The 19,640-nt window shown below is 54.3% G+C and carries 19 protein-coding genes and 1 pseudogene; 17 read left to right on the forward strand and 3 right to left on the reverse strand.

Annotated elements, in window-relative coordinates; genetic code table 11:
• Positions 1-54: 54 nt before the first annotated feature.
• Positions 55-699 (reverse strand): RluA family pseudouridine synthase, encoded by a 645-nt coding sequence (locus RCA23_RS14755; RefSeq protein ID WP_044050946.1) that lies wholly within the window; start codon positions 697-699, stop codon positions 55-57.
• Positions 700-825: 126 nt separating this feature from the next.
• On the opposite strand from RCA23_RS14755, the pseudogene RCA23_RS16810 reads away from it, so the two are divergent.
• From RCA23_RS16810 to galE, 3 genes and pseudogenes are all read left to right on the forward strand, one after another.
• A pseudogene (locus RCA23_RS16810) lies at positions 826-2,952 on the forward strand (YjbH domain-containing protein).
• A gap of 2 nt (positions 2,953-2,954) precedes the next feature.
• Entirely contained in the window at positions 2,955-3,617 is a 663-nt protein-coding gene (locus RCA23_RS16120) for a YjbF family lipoprotein (protein WP_052377218.1), read from the forward strand.
• 18 nt (positions 3,618-3,635) lie between these two features.
• Positions 3,636-4,646, forward strand: coding sequence for a UDP-glucose 4-epimerase GalE (gene galE / locus RCA23_RS14770; protein WP_044050947.1), 1,011 nt, complete (start codon positions 3,636-3,638; stop codon positions 4,644-4,646).
• Here the strand turns inward: galE and RCA23_RS14775 are convergent.
• Positions 4,643-6,070 (reverse strand): FAD-linked oxidase C-terminal domain-containing protein, encoded by a 1,428-nt coding sequence (locus RCA23_RS14775; RefSeq protein WP_044050948.1) that lies wholly within the window; start codon positions 6,068-6,070, stop codon positions 4,643-4,645. The genes galE and RCA23_RS14775 overlap by 4 nt on opposite strands.
• Positions 6,071-6,391: 321 nt before the next feature.
• Between RCA23_RS14775 and ffh the strand changes: the two genes are divergently transcribed.
• The 8 genes from ffh to RCA23_RS14815 all read left to right on the forward strand — a co-directional run bounded on the left by ffh (position 6,392) and on the right by RCA23_RS14815 (position 12,049).
• On the forward strand, positions 6,392-7,888 hold the full coding sequence (ffh, locus tag RCA23_RS14780) for a signal recognition particle protein (RefSeq protein WP_044050949.1): 1,497 nt from the start codon (positions 6,392-6,394) through the stop codon (positions 7,886-7,888).
• Between the two features lie 31 nt (positions 7,889-7,919).
• Positions 7,920-8,216 carry a chorismate mutase gene (locus RCA23_RS14785; protein WP_044050950.1) on the forward strand — a complete coding sequence of 99 codons (297 nt, stop codon included), beginning with the start codon at positions 7,920-7,922 and terminating at the stop codon, positions 8,214-8,216.
• A gap of 45 nt (positions 8,217-8,261) precedes the next feature.
• Complete coding sequence (gene rpsP, locus RCA23_RS14790) at positions 8,262-8,648, forward strand: 30S ribosomal protein S16 (RefSeq protein WP_044050951.1); 387 nt, start codon at positions 8,262-8,264, stop codon at positions 8,646-8,648.
• Between the two features lie 237 nt (positions 8,649-8,885).
• Positions 8,886-9,389, forward strand: coding sequence for a ribosome maturation factor RimM (rimM, locus tag RCA23_RS14795; protein WP_044050952.1), 504 nt, complete (start codon positions 8,886-8,888; stop codon positions 9,387-9,389).
• Positions 9,386-10,168, forward strand: a complete 783-nt coding sequence (gene trmD / locus RCA23_RS14800; protein ID WP_044050953.1) for a tRNA (guanosine(37)-N1)-methyltransferase TrmD — start codon at positions 9,386-9,388, stop codon at positions 10,166-10,168. Before rimM ends, trmD begins: the two co-directional genes overlap by 4 nt.
• A gap of 290 nt (positions 10,169-10,458) precedes the next feature.
• Entirely contained in the window at positions 10,459-10,830 is a 372-nt protein-coding gene (rplS, locus tag RCA23_RS14805; RefSeq protein ID WP_044050954.1) for a 50S ribosomal protein L19, read from the forward strand.
• Between the two features lie 11 nt (positions 10,831-10,841).
• Positions 10,842-11,063, forward strand: coding sequence for a 50S ribosomal protein L31 (gene rpmE, locus RCA23_RS14810; RefSeq protein WP_044050955.1), 222 nt, complete (start codon positions 10,842-10,844; stop codon positions 11,061-11,063).
• Between the two features lie 176 nt (positions 11,064-11,239).
• Positions 11,240-12,049 (forward strand): division plane positioning ATPase MipZ, encoded by an 810-nt coding sequence (locus tag RCA23_RS14815; protein WP_044050956.1) that lies wholly within the window; start codon positions 11,240-11,242, stop codon positions 12,047-12,049.
• On the opposite strand, the gene RCA23_RS14820 is transcribed toward RCA23_RS14815, so the two are convergent.
• The gene (locus RCA23_RS14820; RefSeq protein WP_044050957.1) at positions 12,046-12,978 is read right to left on the reverse strand and encodes a carbohydrate kinase family protein; all 933 of its coding nucleotides are present in this window, start codon (positions 12,976-12,978) and stop codon (positions 12,046-12,048) included. The two genes, RCA23_RS14815 and RCA23_RS14820, sit on opposite strands and share 4 nt — an antisense overlap.
• Positions 12,979-13,193: 215 nt before the next feature.
• Here RCA23_RS14820 and pobA point away from each other — a divergent pair, with 215 nt between their 5' ends.
• From pobA to RCA23_RS14850, 6 genes are all read left to right on the forward strand, one after another.
• A complete protein-coding gene (gene pobA / locus RCA23_RS14825; RefSeq protein ID WP_044050958.1) occupies positions 13,194-14,372 on the forward strand; it encodes a 4-hydroxybenzoate 3-monooxygenase in 1,179 nt (392 codons plus the stop codon).
• Between the two features lie 63 nt (positions 14,373-14,435).
• The gene (gene kynU, locus RCA23_RS14830; protein ID WP_044050959.1) at positions 14,436-15,632 is read left to right on the forward strand and encodes a kynureninase; all 1,197 of its coding nucleotides are present in this window, start codon (positions 14,436-14,438) and stop codon (positions 15,630-15,632) included.
• Positions 15,633-16,225: 593 nt separating this feature from the next.
• On the forward strand, positions 16,226-16,879 hold the full coding sequence (locus RCA23_RS14835) for a GntR family transcriptional regulator (RefSeq protein WP_044050960.1): 654 nt from the start codon (positions 16,226-16,228) through the stop codon (positions 16,877-16,879).
• A 66-nt stretch (positions 16,880-16,945) separates the two neighbouring features.
• Complete coding sequence (gene yghU / locus RCA23_RS14840) at positions 16,946-17,785, forward strand: glutathione-dependent disulfide-bond oxidoreductase (RefSeq protein WP_169701429.1); 840 nt, start codon at positions 16,946-16,948, stop codon at positions 17,783-17,785.
• Positions 17,786-17,885: 100 nt separating this feature from the next.
• Positions 17,886-18,824, forward strand: a complete 939-nt coding sequence (locus tag RCA23_RS14845; protein WP_044050962.1) for an NAD-dependent epimerase/dehydratase family protein — start codon at positions 17,886-17,888, stop codon at positions 18,822-18,824.
• Positions 18,825-18,834: 10 nt separating this feature from the next.
• Positions 18,835-19,629: an enoyl-CoA hydratase/isomerase family protein gene (locus RCA23_RS14850; protein ID WP_044051640.1), complete on the forward strand. Its 795-nt coding sequence runs from the start codon at positions 18,835-18,837 to the stop codon at positions 19,627-19,629.
• The last annotated feature ends 11 nt before the right edge of the window (positions 19,630-19,640 follow it).

The following is a 19,640-nucleotide window of genomic DNA, read 5'->3' on the forward strand; positions in this document are numbered from 1 at the left end:
CACTTTTGATCTTGATCACACCGCGCGCCGCGCTCGAAAGACCAAGCCGCCATTTTAGAACGGTATTTTTGCGCGAAAATCCATCATTTCGCCGCCATCCGGATGGCGCAGGCGCAGGCGGTGGGAATGGAGCATAAGGCGCGGAGCCGCTTGGCTTTCCGGCGTGCCATAAAACGGATCTCCCAAAATCGGGTGCCCAAGCGCCAACATATGCACCCTAAGTTGATGCGAACGACCCGTTTTTGGGCTCAATTTCACTCGCGTTTCCTGGGGGCCACTTTTAATCACTTGCCAATCGGTCTGTGCCGCGCGGCCAGTCTCATGGCAAATCATCTGCCGTGGCCGGTTTGGCCAATCTACAATGATCGGAAGATCAACCGTGCCGCTTTGCTCCACCATTTGCCCCCAAACCCGCGCCACATAGGTCTTTTGCGTCTGGCGTTTTTCAAATTGCAGACCCAAATGACGTTGCGCGTGAGGTGACAGAGCAAAGACCATGACTCCAGAGGTGTCGCGATCCAACCGATGCACCAGAAGCGCCGTGGGATAATCGGCCTGAATGCGAGAGATCAAACAATCGGCCAAAAGCGGTCCACGCCCGGGCACAGACAGAAGACCCGAGGGCTTGTTGACCAGCAAAAGTTCATGATCCAGGTGGATCACATCCAAAGGGTCCATCGGAGGGTTATAGGCTGTCATGCCCCGCCCATAGCTCTTTCGCGCCTATAGGTAAATTGCCCAGCAAAAAATATCCATTTTCTAGATCCACAGTTTACAAACTTCGCATTTTTAAGGTATCCTAAGACATTGTTAAGGATTTAATTAATGAAATTATTTTGGGCTGCCCTCAGTGGTGTTTTGTGTACCGCGCATATTTCATTCGCCGAACCAAGGGTCACATATAACGCCTATGGCATGCCTGGTCTGGTCGATATGCCCAGCGCGCAATCGGCACCGGACGCAGAGTTGAGTTTTTCCGTTTCGCAATCGGGCAAGAGCCTGCGCAATACGTTGACGTTTCAGATTGCCCCCCGGCTGACGGGGGCCTTTCGCTACTCATCTATCGAAAGGCCAACACAAACACTCTACGACCGATCTTTTGATCTGCGCTACCGGCTGCTTGACGAAACGCAGCTCCGGCCCGCCGTTGCCGTGGGTTTGCAAGATTTTATCGGTACGGGCGTTTATAGCGGCGAGTATGTTGCAGCGAGCAAAACCTTCGGCCCGGTTGTCGCCACCGCAGGCATTGGGTGGGGCCGTTTGGGATCACATAATAGTTTTGACAATCCTCTTGGCATGATTTCCAGCCGCTTTGATACCCGTGACGCGGGCTATACCGGCACTGGAGGGCGCATCGAATCCGCGCGCTGGTTTCGCGGTCCAGCGGCCTTTTTTGCCGGCTTTGCTTGGCCAGTGACCGACAAGGTTACGCTCAAGGCTGAATATTCCTCGGATGCGTACACACAGGAAGTTTCCTACGGCCATTTTGAGCATCGCTCTCCTTTCAATCTGGCGCTTGATTATCAGATCAAACCCACCGTCCAGCTCACCGCCTATGCGCAGCATGGTGATGAAATAGGCATTTTGGCCAGTCTGACCAGCAATCCAAAACACAGCCCCGGCGGCGCAACCCGCGATCCGGCCCCTATGCCGGTGTTACCGCGTGCCAAGGCTCAGGTCGCTCCTGCTGGGTGGTCAGAAATCCCATCCTTGCGCAGCGCGCTGATCACCGCGCTGACCCCGGTGCTTCGGCAGGATGGCATCCAACTCATCGGTCTATCGCTGACCGATACGATCGCCATTGCGACCGTCGAAAACCACCGCTATCAATCGCAACCCCAAGCCATTGGCCATGTCGCACGCCTGTTGTCTAATTCGCTCCCAGCTTCCGTTGACACCATAGCCGTAGTTCCGATGGTCAAGGGCATAGCGGGCTCTCGAGTGATTTTCCCACGCGATGCACTAGAAACCCATGAGGCCACCCCCACGGGCGCATCCGACATGCGCGCCGCGACAATCGTGACAGATGCCGCAGCCATAGATCACAGAGCCGCGGCAGCCGAGGGCGTTTTTCCTCAATTCTCATAGTCCTTTGGGCCAGACGTCTCCGCATCCTTATTTGATCCAGATAATCCTGTGGCCTTATCACTTGGGGCAAAGCTGGCAGCGGAGTGGGTGCCCGCAAGGGGGGTCTATGTCACCGGCACGCTTCGCCAAAATATCGTGGACAACTACACCTCCACACCAAGATATTCCGATTCCATCATCACGCATGTGCGATCGGATTCCACGTTTTACGACCGCGCCAACGGACCTGTGCTTCAAGATCTCACCGCCAATTATCGCTTTCGGCCAGGAACCAATCTCTATGGCCGGTTCAGCGCCGGATATTTGGAGCGCATGTATGGCGGCCTATCTGCCGAGCTCTTGTGGAAACCTGTTGACAGCAAATTCGGTCTTGGCTTCGAGGTCAGCGCCGTTCGCCAAAGAAGTTTCGACGGGCTTGGCTTTGCCCCGCTCACCGTCACGACAGCAGGCCTGGGCGCCCCAAGATCCTATGACACCATTACCGGGCATTTTTCCGGCTATTATGCTTTCGACAACGGGCTGCATGCACAACTCGATGTCGGTCGGTATCTGGCAAAAGACTGGGGGATGAGTGTGCAATTGAACCGGGAGTTCAACAACGGTTGGAAGGTCGGTGCCTATGCGACGCTGACCGATATTTCCTTTGATGATTTTGGCGAGGGATCTTTTGACAAAGGTATCGTCATGGAAATTCCAACCTCTTGGAGCATTGGCCGCCCAAGCCGTGTGAAACGGTCCGTGGTCATTCGTCCCCTCCTGCGCGATGGCGGTGCGAAATTGGATCTTTCGGATCGGCTATATGACCTGGTTCGTGACACCCATGTTCCGCAGCTTGAGGCCCAATGGGGCCGGTTTTGGAGGTAGACATGCGCAGACTCATCGCTCTGGGCCTGATGGCTCTTTTGGTCGGTTGCGGCTCCCCATCCCCAGATGGCACTCAACCCTGGTCCCAGAAAATTTTAGATCAAGGTTTGTCACTGCTCAAACCCAAAGCTCCGGAACCGGCGCCCGAACCAGAAGTATTCACACGCGCCAGTGTCACCGAAGGCCAAACAGGCCCAGTTATTTTGGTCAGCGCACCAAAGCTGGAGGCCAAGGCCTCGCTGAACATGATCCAAGAAAACGGTCCAACCCGAACCTATGTCTCGGATGACGGTATTGCTCTGCTGCTGCAAAATGGCTTGCTCGCGGGATCGCGCGGCTTTGGCGATGACCTGATGAGCTCAGATCATGCGGCAGCACATCGCGCTATTTTCAAAGGGTCCGGGCAATATGAACGGATGCTGCGCTATATAAACTCGCAAAATCATCTTGAAGCCGTCCCCCTGACCTGCGGCCTCACCGATCATGGTGCTCAGACGATCACCATTTTAGGCCACAAACATAGGGTTATCAGACGCGTAGAGATCTGTGATCTGGCCGGGCGGCAGATTGAAAACACCTTTTGGATCTCAGGAAAAACTATTTGGAAATCGCAACAATGGGTCAGTGATCGGGTCGGTAGCTTGACCATTGAGCAAGTTCAGTAGCTTCGCTAGGATAACCCGATGGGAAACAAAATATTACTCACAGGCGGGGCGGGCTATATTGGGTCGCATACTTATGTTGCCCTCATCGAAGCGGGGTTTGAGGTTGTCATTTTAGACAATTTCTCAAATTCAAACCCCAGTGTTTTGATCCGTTTGGGACAAATCACCGGGCAAAATCAGGTCATTTGCTACGAAGGCTCGGTGCTGGACAAGGCGCTGTTGGCACAGATTTTCACCGAACATGATATCTCCGCCGTGATCCATTTTGCAGCGCTCAAGGCTGTGGGGGAGAGTGTTGAACAGCCGCTTGCGTATTTTTCAACCAATGTCACCGGTCTTTTATGCCTGCTGGAAGAAATGAAGAGCGCAGGCATTACGCGTTTGGTGTTTTCCTCCTCCGCAACCGTATATGGCGAGCCAGAGGAGGTTCCCATTGCTGAAACCGCTCCGCTACAATTCACGAGCCCCTATGGGTTCACCAAGGTCGCCAGCGAGCAAATTTTGACCCAAGCTGCGGCCGCTGACCCCTGGGCCTTTGGCGTGCTGCGCTATTTCAATCCAGCCAGGGCCCATCCCAGCGGATTAATTGGCGAAGATCCGTCCGACATTCCCAACAACCTCATGCCCTATATCGCAAAGGTTGCGAGCGGCGCATTGCCACATCTCAATGTATTTGGGAATGACTACGACACCCGCGATGGCACAGGCGAACGCGATTACATTCATGTCTGCGACCTAGCGCGCGGCCATGTGTTATCTGTGCAAAAATTACTCTCCACCGATGAGGGGCATGTGGTCAACCTCGGCACAGGGCAGGCCTATTCCGTTCTAGAAATGAACACCGCCTATGGCAAGGCCGCCGGCCGAGACCTGCCCTATGTCATCGCCCCCCGCCGCGCAGGCGACGTGCCAACCTGTCTGGCTGATGTGCGCAAAGCGAAAGAGGTTTTGGGCTTTGAGACTCACTTCGGTCTGGATGATATGTGCCAAAGCTCCTGGAATTGGATCGAAACACAAGCCCGCAGCTAGGCGGCCCTGGGCGGCAGAACGGCCCCAGGGTTCAAAATGCCTTGGGGATCCAGCGTGTCTTTGATCTGGCGCATCAGTTGCAATTTCACAGGATCGCCAAAACGCGCAATATCCGCCACCTTGAGCCGCCCAACGCCATGCTCCGCAGAAACAGATCCCCCCAATTCATGCGTAAGGCGATGCACCTCTGCCTGCAAATCTGCGCGCATGTCGCGGTAGTTTGAGGCCGGTACACCCTCAGCCGGGAAAAGGTTGTAATGCAGGTTCCCATCCCCAAGATGACCGAAACAATTAATTCGGAGGTCGCCAAAACGGGCCAGCATTGCAGGCATCTTGGCGATAAACCCGGCAATTTCTGACAGCGGCAAAGAAATATCCGACGAGCAGATCGCGCCAATTGCACGGTTGGCAAGAGGGATGGTTTCTCGCAAGCTCCACAGATCCTGCGCTTGCTGCGCAGATTGGGCGATCACCCCATCACGGATCAAGTCAGATGCCTGCTCAAACAGAGTTTCAATTGCTTGTTCCGCCCCTGTACCATTCGAAAGACCGAGATGCAGCAAAACCGACCAATTGGGCGGCGAAGACCATGGCTGACGCATCTGCGGGTGAGTCTCGGCCAAAAAGCGCAAGCCCTGTCCAGAAATCAACTCAAACGCAGAGATGCTCTCACCCAATAGGCCCCTAGCCCGCCCCAACAGATCCAGCGCCGCACTTGGACTTTCTACGGTCAAAAGCGCCGTGCCCTCAGATTGGGGGCGGGGCGCCAGCTTGAGACTCGCAGCGGTAATAATGCCTAAGGTGCCCTCAGACCCAATGAGCAAGTGCCGCAGATCATAGCCCGTATTATCTTTTCGCAGTCGTTGCAGACCGTTGAAAATCCGGCCATCTGCCATCACGGCTTCAATGCCCAAAACTTGGTCGCGCGCCATGCCATACCGCAGGACATTTACCCCGCCGGCATTCGTCGCAAGCAAGCCGCCAATCTGCGCCGTGCCTTCAGAAGCCAGCGATAGTGGAAACAATCGATCGACATCGGCCGCGCTTTGTTGAACCTCCGCCAACACCGCACCAGCTTCAGCCACCAGAACATTCTCCTCAGGGTAACGGGCCCGAATCCGGCGCATTCGCCCAAGGCTCAAGATCAGCGGGCTTGGGGCGCCATTCTTGGATTCTGGCAAGATTTGTCCCCCAACAAGACCGGTTCCGCCTCCATAGGGCACAACCCCGATCCGAGCCGCCGCCGCCGCCGCAATGACCTGCGCCACTTGAGCCGTGCTTTCCGGAGCCACCAAAAGCCCAGCAGATCCCTGGTAATATCCGCGCGGCTCGGTCAGATATTTATCGCTCAGCTCTGGAAAGGCTGCGGCCGGCAGGAGGCGTTGCAATTGGCTTGTAAATTCTGCCGTCACTGGATTTAACATAACGCCCTTGCCCTCTTGTCGCCCACCGTGCAAAAACGCCGCGCTGCCCCCGTGTCAGTAATGACAGACCTCCGCTTTGGCAATTTTTTTCTCCATGGTCGCCATGCAAGCCCCGGCACATGCGGCGCTTGACTCTGGACGCGGGACACGTGTAAACGCAGGCGAATCCCGGAAGTTGTAGTCTTCCGGTCCTCAGGCTTTTGCCAGGATCGCCATCCGTCAGCGCGTTGCGCCCACGGGTGCTTTTTCGGTTTGGGACTTTGGAAATTTACGCGGCCTGCGCTATTGCGGGATCGTGTGCGGAGCGAAAGGGGCGGACCCATGTTTGAAAATCTATCCGAACGCCTTGGTGGTGTATTTGATCGGCTGACCAAGCAAGGTGCGCTGTCGGAAGAGGATGTGAAAACAGCCCTGCGTGAGGTGCGCGTTGCGCTCCTAGAGGCCGATGTCAGCCTGCCTGTTGCCCGCGAATTCATTAAGAAAGTTCAAAGCAAAGCCACTGGATCGGCTGTCACAAAATCAATCACCCCCGGCCAGCAAGTGGTCAAGATCGTCCATGACGCTCTGATTGACACGCTGCGCGGTGAAGGCGAACCGGGTGATCTGAAGATCGACAACCCACCCGCTGCGATTTTGATGGTGGGTCTGCAAGGCTCCGGTAAAACCACGACCACCGGGAAACTGGCAAAACGCTTGGCCGGCCGCGAAGGTAAAAAGGTACTGATGGCCTCATTGGACATCTACCGCCCCGCCGCGATGGAACAACTCGCGATTTTGGGTGCGCAGGTGGGTGTTGATACCCTGCCCATCGTCGCCGGTGAAACCGCAGTCCAAATTGCCAAACGTGCCAAACAGCAGGCCACATTGGGCGGCTACGACGTCTATATGCTCGACACTGCCGGGCGTCTGCAAATCGACGAAACCCTGATGCAGGAAGTTGAGGATGTGCGCGATGCGGTCGAGCCGCGTGAAACACTCCTCGTCGTCGATGGGTTAACAGGCCAAGTGGCCGTAGAAGTCGCCGAAGAATTTGACGGCAAAATCGGCATCTCTGGCGTGGTTCTCACCCGTATGGATGGGGACGGTCGCGGTGGTGCGGCGCTGTCAATGCGTGCGGTCACCGGCAAGCCGATCAAATTTGTAGGCTCCGGCGAAAAAATGGATGCGTTGGAAACTTTCGAGCCCGAGCGCATCGCGGGACGCATTTTGGGCATGGGCGATATCGTCGCTTTGGTCGAAAAGGCACAAGAAACGCTTGAGGCTGAACAAGCCGAACGGATGATGCGCCGCCTGCAAAAGGGCATGTTCAACATGAACGATCTGCGCAGCCAGCTTGAGCAAATGCAAAAAATGGGTGGTATGCAGGGCCTGATGGGCATGATGCCCGGCATGGCAAAAATGAAGGGCAAGATTGATCAAGCCGGCCTCGATGACAGCCTGTTAAAGCGCCAAATTGCCTTGATCAATTCCATGACAAAAAAAGAGCGAGCCAATCCCGCTTTGCTGCAAGCCAGCCGAAAAAAGCGGATCGCAGCGGGGGCGGGGCTTGAGGTGAGTGATCTCAATAAATTGCTCAAACAGCATCGCCAAATGTCAGATATGATGAAGAAAATTGGCAAAAAAGGCGGGTTGGGCGCTCTCAAGGGCATGCTCGGCGGCCAGGGCGCCCCAAGTCAAGCAGAGCTTGCCGCAGCACAAGAGCAAATCGCCAGTGGCGCTATGGGCGGCCTGCCCAAAGGCATGAGCTTGCCCAAAGGAATGGGCGGATTGGGCGGCGGTTTGCCCGGTGGCCTGAGCGGTTTGGGAAAAAAGAAATGAACCATTCAGATATGACACCCGGAGGCCTGTTATGACGGACGATACCACACGCGCCGCAGAGCTGCTGAAATCACACCGCGAGAGCATTGATCGCTTGGATGCCATCTTGGTTTATACTCTGGGCGAGCGTTTTGCCCACACCCAAGCCGTGGGGCAGCTCAAAGCCAAACATGCTCTACCACCATCGGATCCCGCCCGTGAGACGCAACAAATTACCCGTCTGCAAGATCTGGCGCAACGCGCCGATCTCGACCCCGAATTCGCCAAGAAATTTCTGAACTTTATTGTTCAAGAAGTCATCCAGAACCACAAAACTTATCAAGAATAGACCGCAATATCTGCTGCCTATTTGCCATTTTCAAGGAGATTAACAATGGCTATGAAAATCCGTTTGGCCCGTGGTGGGTCCAAAAAGCGCCCCTTTTACCGTGTTGTTGCTGCTGATGCGCGCATGCCGCGCGATGGTCGCTTTATCGAAAAACTGGGCACATATAACCCACTTTTGGCCAAGGACAGCGAAGAGCGCGTAAAGCTCGACATTGAGCGCATTCAGCACTGGCTCGGTCAAGGTGCACAGCCAACAGATCGTGTGTCCCGTATGCTAGAAGCCGCAGGCGTGATCCCGGCCAAAACACGCAACAACCCAATCAAAGCCAAACCTGGCAAGAAAGCCATTGAGCGCGCTGAAGAAAAAGCCGCAAAAGCGGCCACTCCAGTGGAAGAAGCGGCCCCTGCAGAAGAAGCCGCCGCAGAAGAGTAATCTTCCGCGCAGCACGGCCTGCGCTTCAAAAAATAATGAACCCCGCCTCTTTGGCGGGGTTTTCCATTTTAAGGTTTCGCATTAAGGGTAAGGCATGTTGTTGCGCCCTATTCGTTCTTTGATGCTGATCGGAACATGCTTTTTGGTTGGGTATTTTTACGCCCGCCATCAAGCCAGCGAGATGTGTATCGAGGATGGTGGCAAAATGAAAAACGGCTATTGTTTAGGAGTGACCCAATGACAGCTTTGATCTGTGTTGGCATGATTGCAGGTGCTTATGGAGTGCGCGGCGAATTGCGAGTGAAAAGCTATTGCGCCACTCCAAGCGATATTGAAAACTACGCACCTTTACTCGATGAATCCGGGACTCGCAGCTTTGAGCTGTCGTTGATCGGCCAAATCAAAAACGGGTTTTCAGCCCGGATCATTGGGGTGGAGACCAAAGAACAAGCCGATATGCTGCGCAGCACACAGCTGTTCGCCCGCCGCGAAGATTTGCCGGCTTTGCCAGATGATGAATATTATTATTCAGATTTGATCGGCCTGCAGGTCTGCGACACCGGCGGAGTTGAAATTGGCCATGTGAAATCCGTGATGAACCACGGCGCCGATGATTTGCTTGAGGTGACAGTTCCCGGTGCGTCAGATACGGCCTTAATCCCCTTTACCAAGGCGATTGTGCCCACTGTAGAGCTGGCGGCGCGGCGAATTGTTATTGACCCGCCTGAAGGGTTGCTATGACCGCACCCAGCAAATCTCATGGGCGTAAGTCGATCCGTGCAACGCTCAAACCCCGGACCCTGGACGGCGAAACGCCAGATTTGGCCGGTGTCTGGCGTGCGGATGTGATCACACTTTTTCCTGATCTATTCCCTGGCGTTCTGGGCGCCTCCCTCACCGGGAAGGGTCTAAAAGACGACAAGTGGCAATTGCACACCCATGATCTGCGCCCCTATGGCGAGGGCAAGCATCGCAATGTTGATGACACCCCAGCCGGCGGGGGCGCAGGTATGGTCATGCGTGCCGATGTATTGGGTCGCGCCTTGTCGGATATATTGCTGCGTCGCCCGCCCTGCCCAATCATCTACATGTCGCCCCGCGGCCGTCCCTTGACCCAAGCGCGCGCGCAAGCTCTGGCCGATGGGCCCGGCGCTGTGGTCCTATGTGGCCGGTTTGAAGGAATAGATCAAAGGGTGATTGATCACTTCAAAATCGAAGAAATCAGCATTGGGGACTATGTGCTCTCCGGTGGCGAGTTGGCGGCGCAGGTGATGCTCGACGCCGCTGTCCGCCTCATTCCCGGCGTGTTGGGCAACCAGGCCAGCACAGAGCAAGAGAGCTTTTCCAACGGCCTGTTGGAGCACCCGCAATACACACGCCCGCCCGTTTGGGAGGGACGTGAAATCCCGCCTGTGTTGCTGTCTGGTGATCATGGCAAGGTGGCACAATGGCAGGCCGAACAATCCGAAGCCCTCACCCAAGACCGCCGGCCAGATCTTTGGGAAAAATATCGGAAATAAGGCGCGCTTGAGCGCCACAGTCCCAATCTATCCTCTTGCTTTGCCCGCAGTCTCGAAATATACGGCGCAAGTCTGGTCCAGAGATGGATTCGGGCGGCTGTGCTATTGCGTTTTCGATTATACGTGCACCCTTTCTTCGGGGCCTGCGGATCCACAAACCCATTCGTACAGCAAAAAGCAACGACGACCTGATCTCTAGCGGGCACTGCGGTGGACCCGGAAGAAGACTGAGAGCTCTGAGGTGGTATCAAACTTCGTGGAACAACCACGAGCAACCAAAGGAGCGTCAGATGAATCTGATTGCACAATTAGAGGCGGAACAAATTGCCGCCCTCGGGAAAGACATTCCCGATTTCAAAGCCGGTGACACCGTGCGTGTTGGTTTTAAAGTAACCGAGGGCACCAGAAGCCGGGTTCAGAACTACGAAGGCGTATGTATCGCACGCAACAATGGCGTCGGTATCGCAGGATCGTTCACTGTTCGTAAGATTTCGTTTGGTGAAGGCGTGGAACGTGTGTTCCCTCTGCATTCCACAAACATTGACAACATCACCGTTGTCCGCCGTGGTCGCGTACGTCGCGCCAAGCTGTATTACCTCCGGGATCGTCGTGGTAAATCCGCACGTATCGCAGAGCAAACCAACTATAAACCCAAGTCTTAAGGAGCGGGACCATGAAAAAAGATACCCATCCAGACTATCACTTCATCAATGTCAAAATGACCAATGGCGACATCGTACAAATGCGCTCCACCTATGGTGCAGATGGCGATCAGCTGTCTTTGGACATCGACCCCTCCGTGCATCCAGCTTGGACCGGTGGCGGCGCGCGTTTGATGGACACTGGCGGCCGTGTGTCAAAGTTCAAAAAGAAATACGAAGGTTTGGGCTTCTAAGCCATTCCCCTTCACGAATTCAAAAGGCCGGCTTCTTGGAGCCGGTCTTTTTTGTTGGCTTTGGTCCATAAGTCAAAAAACATCGAAAGGCGCAGAGGTCTTGCGCAAGGTGCTTTCCTTGATCGCGTTGCGCGTCTATATCCGGGGCAAAATACACTAAATTTGTGAGGCATGAGATGGCGCATATTATTGTCGTGGGCAACGAAAAGGGTGGTTCCGGCAAGTCGACCACAACCATGCATCTGGCCACGGCTTTGGCGCGTATGGGTCACCGGGTGGGCGGTCTGGATTTGGACTTACGCCAGAAAACATTCGGCCAATATGTCACCAACCGTATCCGCTATGCAGCCCAAAGCGACATCACGCTCCAATCGCCCAATTACATTGATTTACCTGAAATTGCCGAAGCCGATCTTAACCCAGGTGAAAACCTGATGGACCGCCGCCTTTCGGCCGCTGTAGAACTGCTGGAGCCAGAGTCTGATTTCATCGTGATTGATTGTCCAGGCAGCCACACGCGCCTGTCTCAAATGGCCCATGCTATGGCCAATACCCTTATCACACCGCTTAATGACAGCTTCGTCGACTTTGATCTTCTGGCAAAAATTGAGAGTGATGGGATCACGGTAAAAGGCCCATCTGTCTATTCCGAAATGGTGTGGAGCGCGCGGCAATTGCGCGCCAAGGCCGGGTTGGCGCCCTTGGATTGGATCGTGGTGCGCAACCGCCTCGGCACGCAAAACATGATCAACAAACAAAAAATGGGAGATGCCATCGCGCTCCTCGCCAAGCGAATCGGGTTTCGCGTGGCGCCCGGATTTGGCGAAAGGGTGATCTTTCGCGAATTATTTCCCCGCGGTCTAACCCTGCTTGATCTCAAGGATGTGGGGATCAATCAATTGAGCATATCCAATATCGCCGCAAGGCAAGAGCTGCGCGAATTGGTCAAGGCCCTAAACCTGCCCAATGTGTCGGTTGCTTTTTAAAGCAATTCCGCGCTGCTGGGCGGATCACAGCCTTCACGTCCACAGTTGATCGCAGCCGCTTTGGCAGCCCGGCTCAAAAGGTCTTGCAGCCCGTCCTGCGTCAGCTCTGACAAGGCGGTTTGCGTGAGCAGATCTGCACCGTTGAGGCCGCTTAATACCGTTCCCATGAAGGTATCCCCAGCGCCAACCGTATCGATCAATTTCCCCACCGGATGAGCCGGCACGATGACCCGGTGACCATTGCAATATCCAAGGGCGCCCTCGGCACCTTTGGTAATGATGGTCAGCTTAGCTGTGGCCTTGGCCAACAAGGCCTCGCAAGCCGCTTCAAATGACAACTCAGGATAAATCCACTCCAGGTCTTCATCACTGAGCTTGATGACATCCGAATGCCACATCAAATACCAAAGGCGCGCAAGGTAGGACTCGCAGTCCTCAATCAGCATTGGGCGCACATTGGGATCCAAAGTGGTGACGATACCCGCTTTGTGTTTCGCAACAAAAAATTCAGCCCAAGCCTCCGCATCCGCCCCAGCGATGATTGACAAAGAGGTCAGATGAAAAGCGCGGCCATTTTTCGGGAAATGGGCGTTGAGAGAGGGTAAATCCACCTGCCGTTCAGCCGTATCGCCTCGGTAAAATTGATAACTGGGCTGGCCGTTGACCAAAGTTACCACCGCCAATGACGAGGGTTTTTCTGATCGCGGGCTGAGCAGCGCCACCCCATCAGCGACCATTTTATCCGCCAGAAAATGCCCCAGATTATCCTGCGCTATGGGGGTAATGAAGCCCACATCTTGCCCCTGCCGCGCCGTCGCGCGGGCCGTGTTATAACCAGAGCCGCCACGGGCACCCGCGAATGAGACCGCAGCATCGTCGCGCGATATCTCGATGAGATCAATTAAATTGTCTCCCCCAACAACCAGCATAAAGCCCCCTTTGGAACACGTTCGCGCCACCCTAGTGATAACCTGGGATGAAGCGAAAATATATTTTTGACTTTTACTAGTGTTTTTTTGCCATTGCGCAATGGGCGATTGCCCTTGCACTGCCCAGATGTCTCGGTGCTTGAACTCTCGCCCGGATTGGACCACTGTTTCACGGGCGCGTCTAATGCGTAGATTTGATCATTGCGAGACAGGTTATGAGTGAGCGTAGGACACAAATTGTCATTATCGGCGGCGGCCCTTCCGGGCTGCTTTTGTCGCAATTGCTGCATAAACGCGGCATTCAATCGGTGGTATTGGAGCGAAAATCTAAAGACTATGTGCTCAGCCGTATTCGCGCGGGCGTCTTGGAACGCGGTCTGCTCGGGCTGATGGAGGAGGCCGGGATCGGTGGCCGTATGGCCAAGGAAGGCTTCGCCCATGACGGCACGCTCATCTCTTACGGCGATGAGATGTTTCGCATCGATTTCAAAGAGCTGACTGGGCATTCCGTCATGGTTTATGGGCAAACTGAGGTCACCCGAGATCTTTATGATGCGCGCGAAGCTATGGGCGGTCAAATTGAGTATAATGTGGAAGAGGTAGAGATTCACGATCTTGAAAGCGACGCGGCCACTGTCACCTATCGCAAAGACGGGCAAACCCATAAGATCAGCTGTGATTTCGTGGCCGGCTGTGATGGGTATCACGGGGTTAGTCGCAAAACCATTCCGAGCGAGATTCGCAAAGAATATGAGAAAATCTACCCCTTTGGCTGGCTTGGAATTTTGTCGCGCACGCCTCCGGTCAGCCATGAGCTGATCTACGCAAACTCCGAACGTGGATTCGCACTTTGCTCTATGCGCAACGAAAACCTCAGCCGCTACTACATTCAATGCGACCTCACCGACCGACCAGAGGATTGGAGCGATGCGGCCTTTTGGGCCGAATTGAAACGCCGGCTACCACCAGAGGTCGCGGAAAAAATGGTCACGGGTCCTTCGATAGAGAAAAGCATCGCACCTCTGCGGTCATTTGTCAGCGAGCCAATGCGTTGGGGCCGCTTGTTCCTCTGCGGCGATGCGGCCCATATCGTGCCGCCCACCGGCGCAAAAGGCCTCAATACAGCCGCCTCTGATGTGCATTATCTTTATAATGGCTTGCGGCAGTTTTACGAGACAGGCGATGCGGCGGGGATTGATGGCTACTCCGAGCTGGCCCTGGCCCGGGTTTGGAAGGCCGAACGCTTCAGCTGGTGGTTCTCATCGCTCATGCATCGCTATCCAGAACAAAGCGCCTTTGATTTTAAGATGCAGCTGGCAGAAATAGAATTCTTGCGCAGCAATCGTGCCGCGCAACAAGCTATGGCTGAAAACTATGTGGGCCTACCCTATTGATCGCACCAGGTGACTAAAGATAATAATAGGTTACCGATAGCTTAAGACCGAGAGGGAGACTCAATGACCGATTTTGCGAAGACCCGACAGATGTTCGATATTCCACCCGGTGTGATCTATCTCAACGGAAATTCACTTGGACCTATGCCAAAAGCGGCTCCCAATGCGATCAACAGCTTTTTAATGGATGAATGGCGCACGGAATTGGTCCGGGGCTGGAACACGAAAAACTGGTTCATGCAGAGCAATACGCTCGGTGATAGGTTGGGGCGTTTGATCGGTGCCCCTGCAGGCAGTACCGTGGTCGGAGACACGCTCTCAATAAGGGTCTTCCAAGCGGTCGCCGCTGCACTCGCCTTGGCCCCCGACCGCCGGGTAATCCTGTCAGACAGCGGCAACTTCCCCACAGATCTTTACATGGTTGAAGGGCTCATGGGTTTGCGTGATGTGGGCTACGAACTGCGCACCCCTGCACCTGAGGATGTTTTGGATCATATCACCGAAGAGGTGGCCACCGTCATGGTCACAGAGGTTGATTACCGCAGCGGCCGCAAACATGACATGCAGGCCATTATCAAAAAAGCACATAGCGTTGGTGCAACGGTGGTTTGGGACTTGGCCCATTCCATCGGTGCTATTCCTGTTGATATGTATGGCACAAATGCCGATTTTGCAGTCGGATGCACCTATAAATTCCTAAATTCGGGCCCCGGCGGACCCGCTTTCATCTATGTCGCACCCCGCTTGATCGATCAGGTGGCGCCCGTGCTCTCAGGCTGGTTTGCGCATGAGGCACCTTTTGCTTTTGATCTCAACTTCCGTCCGATGCCCGGAAAAATTGATCGCATGCGGATCGGCACCCCTTCAATTGCGGCCTTCTCTTTGCTTGGGGCCGCGTTGGATATTTGGGATGGGGTAGATATGTTGGATTTGCGCGCCCGGTCAATTGAGCTTTCAGAAGCCCTGATTTCCGGTGTTGAAGCCAAATGCCCCGGCTTAACCCTCGCCAGCCCCCGCGATCCCGAGCAGCGCGGCAGCCATGTGGCTTTCAAGTTTGAACATGGCTATGCCTGTATGCAAGCTCTGATTGCGCAGGGGGTCATCGGAGATTTTAGAGCGCCTAATATAATGCGCTTTGGCATCACACCCTTATTCACCAGCTTGGAAGATATCACCCAAGCAGTTGATATTTTGGCCAATATATTAACTGAAAAAACTTGGCAGAACCCAGAATTTCAAAGTAAAGCCTTGGTGACCTAAAGCGGCCGGGCGCAGCGGTCGCTTGTTTTGGCCCAATTGGCCCCTCATAGGTTATTGGAAGCACGAAAACCTCTTTCAGTTGAAATGAAAGAGGTTTCCAGAGCTTGGAATAGCAAGCCACGCGGTGTTCGGCTTGGGTTTGGTGGCAGAACTAAATGACCGCTACAGTGATCTCGTTACCCCAGGTTCTAGACTAACTAATAGCGGATAATTTTCCTCCTGCATGTAAAATTCCCGATTTTCGGGACTCGACCTCAGGCGGGCAAATTATGGCCGCACAATGGGTCAAATTCACCTTAGTAGGCGTTTATTATGTGGAATAAAAATATGCTATAAACTTAATCTTTTTTGTTATTTTGTATGATGAAAATTTAATCGTCTGATTTTATTGATTCGCAATTTTCACTTTATGATCACATTTGGACCCACTGAAAATTTCAAAGCTGGAGCCACTATATCAGATATTATCTTATATAAATGAGATAATAGGCTTCATATATATGGTAGTTAAATTTTTATCAGATATTCTGTTATGTTGAGGAACTCCCTGAAAATGTGTATGATTATTTTATAAGCGAAGCAGGGTAGTCCAAATGACGAGTGCCGCGACAACGGTCGGATCTTCGGTTTATTTGAAGATTAAATCCGACATTATCACCGGCGCTCTAACGCCGGGGAAAAAGCTGAAATTAGACGCCTTAAAAGTGCAGTACTCAGCCAGTGTTTCAACCTTAAGGGAAACACTTAACCGGCTGGCTAGTGATGGTTTTGTGGACGCGCCCGAGCAACGCGGTTTTTTGGTTCGTACAATGTCCAACGAGGACCTGATTGAGCTGTCCAATCTCCGCGTATTACTGCAATGTGCTGCTCTCAAAGCCTCCTTGGCTTTTGGTGATGAAAATTGGGAGGGCAATCTGGTCTCTGCCCACCACAAATTGGCCATGACTGGCAAGAAAATTATGGCCGGCGAGGACGTTTCTCTAGAACGCCAACTGCACTATGATTGGGAGTTTCATTTTGCCTTGGTGCGGGCCTGCAACTCTCGGCACATGATCGCAGTCTTCCAAAATATTTACGAAAAACACATTGGCTACCAACTGGTGCTGCGCAATTATCGCTGGGCAAAAGCCCTTGAAGAACAGCACCTGATTTTTGAAGCCGCACTCGCGCGTGACGCCGAGGCGGCAACAGAACATTTGAAATCCCATTTGCGTAAAAGCCTTTCTTTCTCCCTCGCAGCCAATTAACGCCCTTCGCCATTGTGTTTCCGACTGCCCTACCTATGTTGAGGTGCGAAGACATTGGAGAATAAAATGGCCTATACCCCTCCCGCGACTTGGACATGGGACGCCCAAAATGGCGGCAAATTCAGCAACATCAACCGACCGATTGCCGGAGCAACCTTCGACAAAGAGCTTCCGCTTGGCCAGCACCCTTTGCAGTTATATTCTCAAGGTACGCCCAATGGTGTGAAGGTCACAGCGATGCTTGAGGAGCTGCTCGCGCTTGGGCATGAAGGGGCGGAATATGACGCCTGGCTGATCCCCATCAGCGAAGGGGCCCAGTTTGGCAGCGGTTTTGTTGGCCTCAACCCCAATTCCAAAATTCCAGCCATGCTGGACCAAGACACTGGGCTTCGTATCTTCGAAAGTGGATCAATTTTGATTTATCTGGCCGAAAAATTTGGGGAATTTCTTCCCAAGGATATCGCCCAGCGTACCGAAACATTGAATTGGTTATTTTGGCTCCATGGATCTGCCCCCTATTTGGGTGGCGGCTTTGGCCATTTTTACGCCTATGCACCAGAAAAGTTTGAATATCCCATCAACCGCTTCTCAATGGAGGCGAAACGCCAACTCGATGTGCTCGACCGCAACTTGGCAGAGCGGCAATTTTTGGCCGGAGACAGCTATTCCATCGCAGATATCGCGACCGCGCCATGGTACGGTGCCTTGGTCAAAGGCCTGCTCTATAATGCGGCAGAGTTCCTTCATGTGACCAGCTACAAAAACGTGACGCGTTGGGCCGATGAGATCTTTGCCCGCCCTGCCTTTCAGCGCGGCCGCATGGTCAACCGCACCCATGGGCCGGCCGCTGAACGTCTGGCGGAGCGTCACAGCGCAAGCGATTTTGACACCCAAAACAAGGCATAAACGCCGCTGGCCCTGCCAATCTGCGCCCAATGGTGCTTTCAAACTTGCCAATCTGAGCGCCTTGCCGGCATGATGCGCTCAGCTTCATCGGAGGGGTCTCATGTTCAAAACAGCATTGGTCACAGGCGGCAATGGAAATCTTGGCCGTTTGGTGGCGCAGAATCTGGAGGCCATGGGCACACGCGTGGTCAGCTTTGACCTGCCCGGCAGCGAAGGCCCCCATTGTGATCCACGCCATGCCGTCGTCTTAGGTGATATGCGAGACCAGAGCCTCTTGGAGGACACGCTCGCGACCCATAAGCCCGACGTGGTGATCCACCTGGCATCCATGCTTTCGGGCAGCTCTGAAGCCAATCCCGAATTGGCTTGGGACGTGAACGCCTCAAGCTCCATTCGCTTGATGCGACACTGTTTGGACCGGAACATCGGACCTTTTTTCTTCGCCAGCACCGCGGCAACCTATGGTCCTGACCTGGCCAGTCCCGTGGCCTTGAACACGCCCCAATGGCCCGAAAATATTTATGGCGCAACCAAAGTCGCGGTAGAGCGCATGGGGGTTTACCTCAAATTAAAGCAAGGATTTGATTTTCGTTGCCTGAGATTCCCTATGGTTCTGTCCCCCTCCGCCCCAGCTGGTGCCATGACCGCCTATCCAAGTCATGCCATCGCCGCTGCGGCCAGAGGCGACACCTTCGTGATGCCAGTTGCCCCAGATACCGGCATGTCGACGCTTTACCTCAATGATGTGACCCGCAGCATCGTTGAGATTTGCTCTGCCGAGCGGGCTGCATTGACCCAACATGCCTATAATCTGCACAGCTTTATGTTCACGGCCCAAGACCTCGTGGAGGCAATCCAGAGCCGTTTTCCCGGCTTTAGCTGTACGTTCACCTCAGGCAGCCCAACTGATGACCTGATCCTGCGCTGGCCAGATGTCTTTGATGACAGCGCCGCGCGCGCAGATTGGGGCTGGGCGCCGCATTATGATTTTGACGCCACCATTGAGGCGCTGGTGCAATTTGCGAATGCCCAAAGGTAAAGGCCCTGACATGACGAGTTCCTATGACACCCTGTTGATTTCGAGACCTGCAAACCATGTCGTTCAAATCACTTTGAACCGCCCGGATTTTGCCAATGCGTTCAACACGCAAATGGCTTTGGATCTGGTAGATATTTTTGAATCTCTGTCCATGGACCCCAGCGAGACCCGCGCGATCATTCTCACCGGATCTGGCACCCGCGCCTTTTGTGCGGGTGGGGATTTGAAGGAGCGCTATGGGATGAGCAACGCCGCATGGTCTAAACAGCATTTGATCTATGAGCGCATGGCCCGCGCAGTGATCACCTGCCCGATTCCCGTGATTGGCGCCATAAATGGTGCAGCCTACGGCGGCGGATGCGAGTTGGCCGCAGCGGTCGATTTTGCCTATGTGGCCCGCGGCGCGCGTTTTGCACAGACCGAAGTTAAAATCGGCATCATTCCTGGCGCGGGCGGCACGCAGACCCTCGCGCGCGCGATTGGGGAGCGCCGGGCCAAGGAATTGATCTTCACCGGTGAGGTCTTCACAGCTGAGCAAGCTCTAGACTGGGGTCTTGCCAATGCCATATACCCAATTGAAGAGTTGCTCCCAGCCGCGCTCCAGACCGCTGAAACCATAGCCGCCAACGCGCCGATTGCAGTGCGGCAAGCCAAATTGGCGATTGGGCGCGGGGGCGGAATGGGGGTGTCAGATGGGTTGGCTATGGAGATTGAAGCCTATAATCGCACCATTCCGACCGAGGACCGCCGCGAGGGGGTGGCGGCCTTCAATGAAAAACGCCCGCCCGTGTTTCGCGGAGAATGACCCGGGGCTGA

The organism is Planktomarina temperata RCA23 (assembly GCF_000738435.1).
GTDB lineage: Bacteria > Pseudomonadota > Alphaproteobacteria > Rhodobacterales > Rhodobacteraceae > Planktomarina > Planktomarina temperata.